This window comes from Streptomyces sp. WAC03905, assembly GCF_057371075.1.
Window position 1 is genome coordinate 5,522,469 of the sequence record NZ_JBXYDZ010000003.1, and the last position, 13,289, is coordinate 5,535,757.

Sequence of the window (13,289 nt, forward strand, 5' to 3'; positions counted from 1 at the left end):
TCTGCCAGATGAGCTCTCGCCTCCGATCATCCCTCGGGACGGTCTTCGGCGCAGCCGGTCCCCCTCAGGTACGAGACGGGGCGCGCCGCTGGCCGGGGCCCGAGGCCGTGGAGCCGCGCACGACCAGTTCCGGCAGGAACACGAATTCACTGTGCGGGGCGGGCGTACCGCCGATCTCCTCCAGCAGGGTCCGCACCGCCGCCTGCCCCATCGCCTGCACGGGCTGGCGGATGGTGGTCAGCGGGGGGTCGGTGAACGCTATGAGCGGGGAGTCGTCGAAACCGACGACGGAAACGTCCTGCGGGACCCGCAGTCCCTGCTGGCGGGCCGCCCGGATGGCGCCGAGCGCCATCATGTCGCTCGCGCACACCACGGCCGTGCAGCCGCGCGAGATCAGCGCGGACGCGGCGGCCTGGCCGCCTTCGAGGGAGTAGAGGGAGTGCTGGATCAGTTCCTCGGTCTCCGCCTCGCCGAGCCCGAGCCGCTCCTGCATCCCGGCGCGGAAGCCCTCGATCTTGCGCAGGACCGGCACGAACCGCTTCGGTCCGACCGCCAGGCCGATCCGGGTGTGGCCGAGGGCGGCGAGGTGGGTGACGGCGAGGTGCATCGCGGCCCTGTCGTCGGGGGAGACGAAGGGGGCCTGCACCTTGTCGGAGAAGCCGTTGATGAGGACGTAGGGGACGCCCTGGCCGCGGAGTTGGTCATAACGGCCCATATCGGCCGTGGTGTCGGCGTGCAGGCCGGAGACGAAGATGATCCCGGAGACCCCGCGGTCGACGAGCATCTCGGTCAGCTCGTCCTCGGTGGACCCGCCGGGGGTCTGCGTGGCCAGCACCGGCGTGTACCCCTGGCGGGTCAGGGCCTGGCCGATGACCTGGGCGAGCGCCGGGAAGATGGGGTTGTCCAGCTCCGGCGTGATGAGACCGACGAGGCCGGCGCTGCGCTGGCGCAGCCGCACGGGACGTTCGTATCCGAGGACGTCGAGCGCGGCCAGCACGGATTCGCGGGTGCCCGCGGCCACACCGGGCTTGCCGTTGAGCACGCGGCTGACTGTGGCTTCGCTGACCCCCGCCTGGGCTGCGATGTCGGCTAGCCGTGCGGTCACGGGATTGGACTGTACCGGCCGCCACGTCAAAATGCCCACCACGTGCACGAATCCGGGGGAAGACGGACGGTGCGGCCGTCGGTCTCGACGGGGGCGCTGGAGAGTACGGGGCGACCGGGCGCGGGCAGCTCGACGGGCTCGGGGCGGGTGTTGAGGGTGCAGGCGAAGCCGGGGCGGGTGAAGAGGAGGACTCCGTCGGGGGCCGTGAGCCAGCGCATCCCGCAGGGGTGGTCCGGGGACGGGCCGGCCGCTTCGGGTGCGCCGAGGCCGGGCATGGCCCGGCGCAGTTCCAGGGCGGCGCGGTAGAGCTCCAGCGTGGAGTGGGGGTCGCCGGTCTGGGCGGCGACGCTCAGGCCGGCCCACTCGGGGGGCTGCGGCAGCCAGCTGCCGGCGGGCCCGAAGCCGTACGGGGGCTCCGCCCCGGACCAGGGCAGCGGGACGCGGCAGCCGTCGCGCAGCCCGTCCTGCCCCTCCGCCTCCGGCGCGGTCGGCAGATCGGGCTCCGGCCCGTGCCCGCTCCCGGCCTCCGCCCCGGACCCCCTCCCGGCCTCCGCCCCGGACCCACTGCCGGGCTGCGGCCCGGAATCCAATTCCGCCTCGGGCCCGCTGCCGGGCTGCGGCCCGGACCCCCTCCCGGGCTGTGCCCCGGTCCCGCTCCCGGGCTGTGCCCCGGTCCCGCTCCCGGGCTGTGCCCCGGTCCCGCTGCCGGGCTGCGCCCGGCCGGCTTCCTGCGCCTGCGGTGCGGTCGGCAGATCGTGCTCCGGCCCGAGCCCCGTTTCGACCTGGGTCCCGCAGCACACCCGGGCTTCCGCCCCGGACCCGCTACCGGGCTCCGGCACGGACCCCCTCCCGGGCTGTGCCCCGGGCCCGCTCTCGGGCTGCGCCCCCGGCCCACAGCCGGGCTGCGGCCCGGACCCGAATTCCGCCTGGGGCCCGCTGCCGGGCTCCGGCTCAAGCCTGCTGCCGGGCTGTACCCCGGTCCCGCTGTCGGGCTGCGCCTCGGACCCGCTGTCGGCCTCCGCCTCGGGCCCGCTGCCGGGGTGCGCACGGCCGGCTCCTGGCGGTTGCGGCGCGGTGGGGGGTTCGGGCGTGGGCCCGGGCGCGGCCTCCGTCCGGCAGGCTCCCGGCGCCCGCGGCCCGCAGCACGCCTGGGCCGCCGGCCCGGGCTCCTGCTCCTGCCCCCGCGCCTCCGGCACGGGCCCGGTGCCGGGTTCGGCCTGCGGCCGAGTGGGGGCGGGCGCCTGCCGGGCGGGCGGTTCGCCGTGGCGTGGGGCGATGATGCCGGGGGTGGGCGCGCCCACGGGGATCTGCTCGCGCCGGCCGCGGCGGAAGGCGGGGTCCTGGCGGGACTCCGGGGGGAGGGCGGTGACCTCCGGCAGGCCCAGTTCCTCGCCCTGGTAGAGGTACGCCGAGCCCGGCAGGGACAGCATCAGCATGGCCGCGGCGCGGGCCCGGGCGAGGCCCTGCGCACCGCCGCCGTAGCGCGTGACGTGGCGGACCACGTCGTGGTTCGACAGGACCCAGGTGGTGGGGGCGCCCACGCCCGTCGTGGCGGCCAGGGACTCGTCGATCACCGTCCGCATCGCCCCCGGGTCCCACGGGCAGTTCAGGAAGCGGAAGTTGAAGGCCTGGTGGAGTTCGTCCGGGCGGACGTACAGGGCGAGCCGTTCCGAGGACGGGGCCCACGCCTCGGCGACCCCGATGCGCCGGCCCCCGTAGGAGTCGAGCAGCCGCCGCCACGCGCGGTGGATCTCGTGCACCCCGTCCTGGTCGAAGAACGGCAGCGGCTCGCTGCCGATCAGCGTGGCCTGGGCGCCGCGGCCGATGTCCGGCAGGCCGTCGGCCTTGACCATGCCGTGGGCGACGTCGATGCGGAAGCCGTCGACGCCGAGGTCGAGCCAGAAGCGCAGGACGGACTCGAACTCCGCCGGAACGTCCGGGTGGGTCCAGTCCAGGTCCGGCTGCTCGGGGGCGAAGAGGTGCAGGTACCACTCGCCGTCCGGTACCCGGGTCCACGCCGGGCCGCCGAAGATCGACTCCCAGTCGTTCGGCGGGAGGCCGCCGTCGGCGCCCCGCCCGGGGCGGAAGAGGTAGCGCCCCCGCGCCCCCGGCTCGCCGGCGAGCGCGGCCCGGAACCACGGGTGCTGCTCGGAGGTGTGGTTCGGCACCACGTCCACGATGACCCGCAGCCCCAGCTCGTGGGCGGAGCGGACGAGCTCCTCGGCGTCGGCCAGCTCGCCGAAGAGCGGGTCGACGGCCCGGTAGTCGGCGACGTCGTAGCCGCCGTCCGCCTGCGGCGAGACGTAGAACGGGGTCAGCCACACGGCGTCGACCCCGAGGCGGGCGAGGTGGGGGAGGCGGGAGCGGACGCCGCGCAGGTCGCCGATCCCGTCGCCGTCGCTGTCGGCGAAGGAGCGTACGTACACCTGGTAGATGACGGCATCGCGCCACCAGTCACCGCGCGCGGTCGTCGCGTTGCTGTAAGCGCTTGCAAGGCCGACGGCCGTCGACTCGTGGGTCATATCGGGGTCAACGCGGCGACTACCCCCCTGGTTGCGGGCCCGGGCAGTCGAAGGTGACTCGAACTAACAGCAAGCCGCGGACACCGTACGGACACACGGATGTAACGATCGCCTCCGCTTGCAGAAAGTTTGCGCAAGGCCTTTCGGTCCTCTTTCAGTCTTGTTACGTTCCTGGCAACTCGGGACCGCGAGGGCGCGGCCGGGATCATCGAAGGAGTTCATATGCGGCGTGGCATAGCGGCCACCGCGCTGGTCGCGGCCCTGGCGCTCGCGGCGACGGCTTGCGGCGGTGACGACAAGGGCGACGGCGGGACCGACGCCGGCGGCGAGCTTTCCGGCACGGTCACGTGGTGGGACACCGCGAACGATGCCGAGAAGGCCAGCTTCCAGAAGATCGCCGAGGCGTTCACCGCGAAGCACCCGAAGGTCACCGTCAAGTACGTCAACGTCCCGTACGGCGACGCGCAGAACAAGGTCAAGAACGCCTTCAGCAGCGGTTCCGACGCGCCTGACGTGATCCGCGCCGACGTCGGCTGGGTCGCCGACTTCGCGTCCCTCGGCTACCTCGACGAGGTCCCGGCGGACATGGCGAAGAAGGTCGACAGCGAGTTCCTGCCGCAGGCCGCGGCCAGCGGCAAGTACGAGGGCAAGACCTACGCCGTGCCGCAGGTCATCGACACCCTCGGCCTCTTCTACAACAAGAAGATGCTCGCCGACGCCGGCGTCCAGCCCCCCAAGACGCTGGAAGAGGTCAAGACGGCCGCCGCCGCCATCAAGGCGAAGACCGGCAAGGCCGGCCTCTACCTGCGCGGTGACGACTCCTACTGGTTCCTCCCGCTGATCTACGGCGAGGGCGGCGACCTCGTCGACGCGAAGAACAAGACGGTCACCGTCGACAACGAAGCGGGCGTCAAGGCCTTCAAGACCGCCCGCGACCTCGTCGCCTCCGGTGCGGCCGTCACCAACGCCACCGACGGTTACGCCAACATGCAGACGGCCTTCAAGACCGGCGAGGCCGCCATGATGATCAACGGTCCGTGGGCCGTCGCCGACACCTACGCCGGCGACCAGTTCAAGGACAAGGCCAACCTCGGCGTCGCCGCCGTCCCGGCCGGCTCGGCCAAGGCCGGCGCCCCGCAGGGCGGCCACGACCTCGGCGTCTACGCCGGCTCGAAGAACCGCGCCGCCGCCCACGCCTTCGTCGAGTACATGACCTCCCAGGAGGTCCAGGTCCAGTCCGCCAAGGAGCTGAGCCTGCTGCCCACCCGTACCGCCGCCTACGAGCAGCCGGACGTCAAGAGCAGCGAGATGGTCCAGTTCTTCAAGCCGGCCGTGGACAAGGCCGTCGAGCGCGCCTGGATCCCGGAGAACGGCTCCCTCTTCGAGCCGCTGAAGGTCGAATACACCAAGGCGATCACCGGGGCGTCGAGCCCGGAGGACGCGGCCAAGGCGGCCGGCATCGAGTTCCGCAAGATCCTCAAGGGCTGGAAGTAACGAAACGATGGCTGCTGACACCAGCCAGTCGGTGGTGAAGGCCGCGGACGACGGAGTCGGGAACGACTCCGCCGTCCGCGGCCGGAGCCGCTGGACTGACAGCGGGAACACAGGCAACACACGCAACACCGGTGGCCTGAGGCGCGCCCTCGCCACCCACTGGTACGCCTGGGCCATGGTCGCCCCGGTGGTGCTCGTCCTCGGCGTGATCATCGGCTGGCCGCTGGTGCGCGGCATCTACCTGTCGCTGACCGACGCCAACGAGCGCAACGTCGCCCGTGACATCGGCGCCCGCCACATCGACGCCACGTACGAGTTCATCGGACTCGACAACTACACGGCGGTGCTCGGCGACCCGGTGTTCCTGCAGCGGCTGGTGTGGACGGTGGTCTGGACCGTCGCGTGCGTGTCCATCACGTTCGTGCTCGGACTGACCCTCGCCAACATGCTGAACCGGCAGTTCCGGGGCCGCGCCGCCTACCGCATGGCGCTCATCCTGCCCTGGGCCGTGCCCGGCTTCGTCTCCGTATTCGCCTGGCGGTTCCTCTTCAACCGCGACAACGGCATCCTCAACAAGGTCCTCGACGGCGGCGGCATCGCCGCAGTGCCGTGGCTCGACGACCCGACCTGGGCCAAGTTCTCGGTCATCGCCGTCAACGTCTGGCTGGGCATCCCCTTCATGATGGTCGCCCTCCTCGGCGGCCTGCAGTCCATCCCCGGCGAGCTCTACGAGGCCGCCGAGATGGACGGCGCCAGCGCCTGGCAGCGCTTCCGGCACATCACCCTGCCCGGACTGCGCGCGGTGAGCATGACCGTGATCCTGCTCTCCACCATCTGGACCTTCAACATGTTCCCGGTGATCTTCCTGCTCACCCGCGGCGGACCGGGAGACTCCACCGAGATCCTGGTGACCCAGGCCTTCCGGGAGGCCTTCATCACGAGCCCGCGCGACTTCGCCGTCTCCGCGACGTGGGGCGTCCTGATCCTCCTGCTGCTCATGATCTTCGCGCTGGTCTACCGGCGCTCGCTGCGCAAGCAGGGAGAGGTGTGGTGACCATGACCAGCACGCGTACCCGGGGCAGCCGCTCCCCGCTCGCCTCCGTCGGCCTCCACGCCACGCTCGTCGTCGCGTCGGTCATCGCCGTCTTCCCGGTCCTGTGGATCCTGCTGACCTCGCTCAAGCCCGCGCAGCACGCGATCACCACGGACTTCGTCAAGGAACCCACCCTCAGCAACTACGAGTACCTGCTGGAGTCGAGCCACTTCCTCGACTGGTTCCTCAACTCCGTCCTGGTCGCCGGCGTCACCACCGTCCTCGGTGTCTTCATCGCCGCCACCACCGGATACGCGGTCAGCCGCTTCAAGTTCCCCGGCATGAAGCCCCTCATGTGGACCCTGCTCATCACGCAGATGTTTCCCATGGCCATCCTGATCGTCCCGCTCTACAACCTGATGGGACAGCTCGGGCTGCTCAACCAGCCCGTCGGCCTGATCATCACCTACCTCACCATCGCCGTGCCGTTCTGCGCATGGATGATGAAGGGCTTCTTCGACACCATCCCCGTCGAGATCGACGAATCGGGCCGCGTCGACGGACTCAACCCCTTCGGCACCTTCTGGCGGCTGATCCTCCCGCTCGCCAAGCCCGGCCTCGCCGTCACCGGCTTTTACGCCTTCATCACCGCCTGGGGCGAGGTCGCCTACGCCTCCGCCTTCATGGTCGGCGACGAGAACCTCACCCTGGCCGGCGGACTGCAGACCTTCGTCACCCAGTACACCTCCAACTGGGGTGCCATGAGCGCCGCCTCGGTCCTCATCGCCATCCCCGCGGCGATCTTCTTCGTATTCGCCCAGCGTCACCTCGTCGCCGGGATGACGGCAGGCGCCACCAAGGGCTGACCACCCGAGCCCGCCCGTTCCACCTCCCGGCCCGACCTCCTCAAGGACGACATGACCCAGCACCTCGCCGACGCACTTCCCACCACCACCGGCACCCTGCCCGGCTGGTGGAGAGACGCGGTGATCTACCAGGTCTATCCGCGCAGCTTCGCCGACTCCAACGGAGACGGCATGGGGGACCTCGAAGGCATCCGCAGCCGCCTGCCCTACCTCAAGGACCTCGGCGTCGACGCCGTCTGGCTCAGCCCCTTCTACGCCTCACCGCAGGCCGACGCGGGCTACGACGTCGCCGACTACCGGGCGATCGACCCCATGTTCGGCACCCTGCACGACGCCGACGCCGTGATCCGCGAAGCCCACGCACTCGGCCTGCGCATCATCGTCGACCTCGTCCCCAACCACTGCTCCGACCAGCACGAATGGTTCAAGCAGGCACTCCGCGAAGGCCCCGGCAGCCCGCTGCGCGAGCGCTTCCACTTCCGCCCCGGCCAGGGCGAGAACGGCGAACTCCCGCCCAACGACTGGGAGTCCATCTTCGGCGGCCCCGCCTGGACCCGCGTCGGCGACGGCGAGTGGTACCTGCACCTCTTCGCCCCCGAGCAGCCCGACTTCAACTGGGAGCACCCCGCCGTCCAGGACGAATTCCGATCCGTCCTGCGGTTCTGGCTGGACCTCGGCGTCGACGGCTTCCGCATCGACGTCGCCCACGGCCTCGTCAAGGCCCCCGGCCTGCCCGACCTAGGCCGCGACGAGCAGCTCAAGCTCCTCGGCAACCAGGTCCTGCCGTTCTTCGACCAGGACGGCGTCCACGAGATCTACCGCACCTGGCGCAAGGTCCTCGACGAGTACGCCGGCGACCGCATCGGCGTCGCCGAGGCCTGGACCCCCAGCGCCGACCGCACCGCCCTCTACCTGCGGCCCGACGAGCTCCACCAGGCCTTCAACTTCCACTACCTGACCACGGGCTGGGACGCCCCGGCCCTGCGCGCCACCATCGACGAGTCCCTCGACTCGATGCGGACCGTCGGCGCGCCCACCACCTGGGTGCTCTCCAACCACGACGTCGTCCGCCACCGCACCCGCTTCGGCAGCCTGGACCGCGCCCGCGCCGCCGCCCTGCTGATGCTGGCCCTCCCCGGATCCGCGTACGTCTACCAGGGCGAGGAACTCGGTCTGCCCGAGGTCACCGACCTGCCCGACGAGGTCCGCCAGGACCCCTCCTTCTTCAAGGAGAACGGCCAGGACGGGCTGCGCGACGGCTGCCGCGTCCCCCTCCCGTGGTCCGGCGACCAGGCCCCCTACGGCTTCGGCACCGGCGGCAGCTGGCTGCCCCAGCCCGCCGAATGGGCCGGCCTGAGCGTCGAGGCGCAGACCGGCGACCCGGCCTCCACCCTGGAGCTGTACCGCTCGGCCCTCCAGGTGCGCCGCGCCCACCCGCAGCTCGGCGCCGGCGACGCCGTCGAGTGGCTGCCCGCGCCCGAGGGCGTCCTCGCCTTCCGCCGCGGGGACTTCGTCTGCACCGCGAACACCACCGGCGAGCCGGTGGCCCTGCCCGCGCCGGGCACCGTCCTGCTCACCAGCGGTGAGCTCGCCGACCCCGACGTCCTGCCCGCCGACACCACGGTGTGGTGGCAGGGGTGACCTCCGCGCTGCGGCTGACCGACATCGCTGCGCAGGCCCAGGTCAGCGAGGCGACGGTCAGCCGCGTGCTCAACGGCAAGGCGGGCGTCGCGGCCGGCACCCGGCACAAGGTGCTGGCCGCGATGGACCTGCTCGGCTACGAGCGGCCCGTGCGGCTCAAGCGCCGCAGCAACGGCCTGGTCGGACTGCTCATCCCCGAGCTGACCAACCCGATCTTCCCGGCGTTCGCCCAGGTCATCGAACAGGCTCTGGCCGGACACGGCTACACGCCCGTGCTGTGCACGCAGACCCCGGGCGGGGCCACCGAGGACGAGCTGGTGGAGCAGCTGGAGGAGCGGGGCGTCACCGGCATCGTCTTCCTGTCGGGGCTGCACGCGGACGCCCACGCCGATCCCGCCCGCTACCAGCGGCTCGCCGCACGCGGGCTGCCGTTCGTGATGATCAACGGCTTCAACGAGCACGTGAACGCCCCCTTCATCTCCCCGGACGACCGGGCGGCCGCCGAGATGGCCGTACGGCACCTGCAGGACCTCGGGCACGAACGGATCGGCCTGGCCATCGGCCCGACCCGCTACGTGCCGTCGGCCCGCAAGGAGCAGGGCTTCCGGTCCGTCGTCCCGGACGCGGAGGCCGAGGGGCGGATCCAGCGCACCCTCTTCACGGTCGAGGGCGGGCACGCCGCGGGCGGCGCCCTCCTCGACCGCGGGTGCACGGGCATCGTGTGCGGCAGCGACCCCATGGCGCTCGGGGTCATAAGAGCCGCGCGCGAGCGCGGCCTGCGGGTGCCGCAGGACGTGTCCGTGGTCGGCTTCGACGACTCGCCGCTGATCGCCTTCACGGACCCGCCGCTGACCACGGTCCGCCAGCCGGTACGGGCGATGGCGACGGCGGCGGTCGGCGCCCTCCTGGAGGCGGTCTCGGGGACCCCGGTCCAGCGCACGGAGTACGTCTTCCAGCCGGAGCTGGTGGTCCGCGGGTCGACGGGCCAGGTCCCGGAGTAGGGGCGGGGGCTCCGGGGGGCTGGGATCCCGGCGGGGCGGAGGCTTCGGGAGGGGCGGGATCACGGCGGGGCCGGTGGCCTGCGGAGCGGGGGCTTCGGGGGGCGGGGTCCGTGTGGGCGGGATCGGTATGCGTCGGCGGGGGCTTCGAGGAGCAGGGTCCGCGCCGGGCGGTATCAGGGATGTCCTGGGGTTTCCCGTCAGTCCCATCGTCTTCCGTGTCGGGCCGGCCCCTCAAGGGCGCTCCCTGCGGTCGCGTCGCTACGCGATGTCGCTGCGCTCCACCCTTGACCGCCCGTCCCGCCACGGAAAATCCGAGGACTGCCAGGAAGCCCCCAGAAGAACGGGCCGGGCGTTCCGTTCCAGGGACGGGCACCTCAGCGATGCGAGCCGGTGTCCGGGGTGCGCCCCACATCGCTACGCGCTCCTCGAGGACGGCGTCCGCAGGCCCCGTGGGCTGGGCATAAGCCGCCACCCATCGCTACGCGCTCCTGTGGGACGGCGCCCGCAGATGTCGTGGGCTGGACATAGGCCGCCACCGATCGCTCCGCGCTCCTCGAAGACGGCGTCGGCGAGCCCCTGTGGTGGGGCATGAACCGCCATCGATCGCTACGCGCTCCTCGATCACGCGTCTGCGGTCCGTCTGGGGCCGGACGGAGGCCGCCATCGATCGCTAGGCGCTCCCGTGGGACGCGTAGAGGCCGCCCACTACGGCCCGGCTTTCCCGATCACGCGTCTGCAGTTCGTCCGGGGCTGGCCGCGGGCCGCAGAAACTTTCCATCGCCCCTCCCGGAAGGCGTCCGACGCTTGTTCGTCGCCGGGAGGGGCGAAATCGGGGGCAGGGGGGGATCCATCGGCTCAGCCGATGCCAACCCCGGACAAGGGGATGGTGGGATCCCATCCGCCGGTGCAGACAGGTGCGATTGGGGCATATCGGCGGCTTTTCGGTGCGGCCACCCACGCACACATGGATTGGGATCGCTCCTGCCGTCGTCTGGCGCTTTTCCACCCCGTGGGAGGGGCGGACGCCGTCTGCGCGGGGCGGTGGAAGGTTTCTGCGGCTTGCGACCTGCCCCGGACGAACTGGAGACGTGTGATCGAGAGCGTGCGACGCGATCGACGGCGGCTTGTGTCCAGCCCTTGGGGCTCGCAGACGCCACCAGGCAGGAGCGTGTAGCGATGGGTGGCGGCTGTGTGCCCGGCCTCGGACGGATCGCAGCCGCGTGAGCGGGAACCGTGCGCGACAGATGGCGGCCTATGCCCAGCCCCAGAGGCTCGCGGACGCCGTCTCGCGGGAGCGCGTAGCGATCGATGGCGGCCTATGCCCAGCCCCAGAGGCTCGCGGACGCCGCCTGGCAGGAGCGCGTAGCGATCTGAGGCGCACCCCGACCACCGGCTCGCGTCGCTGAGGTGCCCGTCCCTGGAACGGAACGCCCGGCCCGTTCTTCTGGGGGCTTCCTGGCAGTCCTCGAATTTTCCGTGGCGGGACGGACGGTCAAGGGTGGCCGAAGGCCATCGCGTAGCGACGCGACCGTAGGGAGCGCCCTTGAGGGGCCGGCCCGACACGGAAGACGATGGGACTGACGGGAAACCCCAGGACATCTCTGATGCCGGCCGAGTGGATCCCGTCCCTTCCCGAAGCCCCCGCCCCGCCCCGCACCCGCCGCCCCCCGCCCCCCCCGAACTCGCCCCCGGGGGGCCGTAGTCGGGGCGGGGGGACGGGAGGATACGCCTCGGAAACAATTCTGCAATCTCTTGCGCAAAGTCTTGCAGCGCTCCTACCTGGCACCTACGGTCGCTCCAATCCCCACCTCTCCCCCCAGGAGGACCCCGCATGCCTGCCAGAGCCGTCAGAGCTGCAACTCTTTTCAGTACCGCCTCCGCGCTCGTCGCCGCTGCCGCGCTCACCGCCTCCGCGCCGCCGGCCGCCGCCGCGCCTCCCGGTGAGAAGGACGTCACCGCCGTCCTGTTCGAGTGGCGCTTCGACTCCGTGGCCAGGGCCTGCACCGACAGCCTCGGCCCCGCCGGTTACGGCTACGTCCAGGTCTCGCCCCCGCAGGAGCACGTGCAGGGGAGCCAGTGGTGGACCTCCTACCAGCCCGTCAGCTACAAGATCGCCGGCCGGCTGGGTGACCGTACGGCCTTCAAGGCCATGGTCGACACCTGTCACGCCGCGGGCGTGAAGGTCGTCGTCGACTCGGTCGTCAACCACATGGCGGGCCCGGCGGACGCGAACGCCACCCTCACCGGGACGGGCGGGAGTTCGTACTCGAAGTACAACTACCCCGGGATCTACTCCGGTTCGGACCTGGACGACTGCCGGGCGACGATCTCCGACTACCAGGACCGCGGCAACGTCCAGAACTGCGAGCTCGTGCAGCTCGCGGACCTGGACACCGGCGAGGACTACGTACGGGGCCGCATCGCCGGATACCTCAACGACCTGCTGTCGCTGGGCGTCGACGGCTTCCGCATCGACGCCGCCAAGCACATGCCCGCCGCCGACCTCGCCAACATCAAGTCCCGGCTGACCAATCCCGGCGTCTACTGGAAGCAGGAGGCCATCCACGGGGCCGGAGAGGCCGTCTCGCCGAGCGAGTACCTGGGCAACGGGGACGTGCAGGAGTTCCGCTACGCCCGCGACCTCAAGCGCGTCTTCCAGAACGAGAACCTCGCCTTCCTGAAGAACTTCGGCGAGGCCTGGGGCTACATGCCCTCCGCCCGGAGCGGCGTCTTCGTCGACAACCACGACACCGAGCGGGTCGGCGACACGCTGACCTACAAGGACGGCTCCGCCTACACCCTCGCCAGTGTCTTCGCGCTGGCCTGGCCGTACGGCTCCCCCGACGTGCACTCCGGCTACGAGTGGACCGACAAGGACGCCGGCCCGCCGAACGGCGGCACGGTCAACGCCTGCTACTCCGACGGATGGAAGTGCCAGCACGCCTGGCGGGAGATCTCCTCCATGGTCGGCTTCCGCAACGCGGCCCGCGGGCAGGCCGTCGGCAACTGGTGGGACAACGGCGGCGACCAGATCGCCTTCGGCCGCGGCTCCAAGGCGTACGTCGCGATCAACCACGAGACCTCGGCCCTGACCCGGACCTTCCAGACCTCGCTCCCCGCCGGCGCCTACTGCGACGTGCAGAGCGGGCGCACCGTCACCGTCGGCTCCGACGGCCGGTTCACCGCGACGCTCGGCGCCGGGACCGCCCTCGCCCTGCACGTCGACGCCCGTACCTGCGCCGGTACCCCGGCGGGCCCCGGCGGCGCCGCGTTCGCCGTCAACGCCACCACCGTGCCGGGCCAGAACATCTACGTCACCGGGGACCGCGCCGAGCTGGGCGGCTGGAACACCGGCGCCGCGCTCAAGCTGGACCCGGCCGCCTATCCCGTGTGGAAGCTCGACGTCACGCTCCCGGCCGGCACGTCCTTCGCGTACAAGTACGTCCGCAAGGACGCCTCCGGGAACGTCACCTGGGAGAGCGGCGCCAACCGGACGGCCACCGTCCCCGCGAGCGGCAAGGTCACGCTGAGCGACACCTGGCGCAGCTGACCGCCGCCCGCCCCACCGACCAGGGCCGCCCGGCAGCACCTGCCCCGCCTCCACCCGGGCGGCCCTCATCCATGCGA

Annotated in this window: 8 protein-coding genes; 6 read left to right on the plus strand and 2 right to left on the minus strand. The window is 71.7% G+C overall.

The window, feature by feature from the left end:
• Positions 1–64: 64 nt before the first annotated feature.
• Positions 65–1,105, minus strand: a complete 1,041-nt coding sequence (locus tag AC2RP6_RS27495) for a LacI family DNA-binding transcriptional regulator (protein ID WP_486448621.1) — start codon at positions 1,103–1,105, stop codon at positions 65–67.
• 26 nt (positions 1,106–1,131) lie between these two features.
• Positions 1,132–3,627, minus strand: coding sequence for an alpha-amylase family glycosyl hydrolase (locus AC2RP6_RS27500; RefSeq protein WP_486448622.1), 2,496 nt, complete (start codon positions 3,625–3,627; stop codon positions 1,132–1,134).
• A gap of 222 nt (positions 3,628–3,849) precedes the next feature.
• Here AC2RP6_RS27500 and AC2RP6_RS27505 point away from each other — a divergent pair, with 222 nt between their 5' ends.
• From AC2RP6_RS27505 to AC2RP6_RS27530, 6 genes are all read left to right on the plus strand, one after another.
• Positions 3,850–5,121, plus strand: a complete 1,272-nt coding sequence (locus tag AC2RP6_RS27505) for an extracellular solute-binding protein (protein ID WP_486448623.1) — start codon at positions 3,850–3,852, stop codon at positions 5,119–5,121.
• A gap of 7 nt (positions 5,122–5,128) precedes the next feature.
• Positions 5,129–6,175 carry a carbohydrate ABC transporter permease gene (locus tag AC2RP6_RS27510; protein WP_356812153.1) on the plus strand — a complete coding sequence of 349 codons (1,047 nt, stop codon included), beginning with the start codon at positions 5,129–5,131 and terminating at the stop codon, positions 6,173–6,175.
• Positions 6,176–6,177: 2 nt separating this feature from the next.
• Positions 6,178–7,020, plus strand: coding sequence for a sugar ABC transporter permease (locus AC2RP6_RS27515; RefSeq protein WP_356812154.1), 843 nt, complete (start codon positions 6,178–6,180; stop codon positions 7,018–7,020).
• Positions 7,021–7,071: 51 nt separating this feature from the next.
• Entirely contained in the window at positions 7,072–8,661 is a 1,590-nt protein-coding gene (locus tag AC2RP6_RS27520) for a glycoside hydrolase family 13 protein (RefSeq protein ID WP_486448624.1), read from the plus strand.
• Positions 8,646–9,662 (plus strand): LacI family DNA-binding transcriptional regulator, encoded by a 1,017-nt coding sequence (locus AC2RP6_RS27525; RefSeq protein ID WP_486448625.1) that lies wholly within the window; start codon positions 8,646–8,648, stop codon positions 9,660–9,662. Before AC2RP6_RS27520 ends, AC2RP6_RS27525 begins: the two co-directional genes overlap by 16 nt.
• A gap of 1,831 nt (positions 9,663–11,493) precedes the next feature.
• A complete protein-coding gene (locus tag AC2RP6_RS27530; RefSeq protein WP_486448626.1) occupies positions 11,494–13,212 on the plus strand; it encodes a carbohydrate-binding module family 20 domain-containing protein in 1,719 nt (572 codons plus the stop codon).
• The last annotated feature ends 77 nt before the right edge of the window (positions 13,213–13,289 follow it).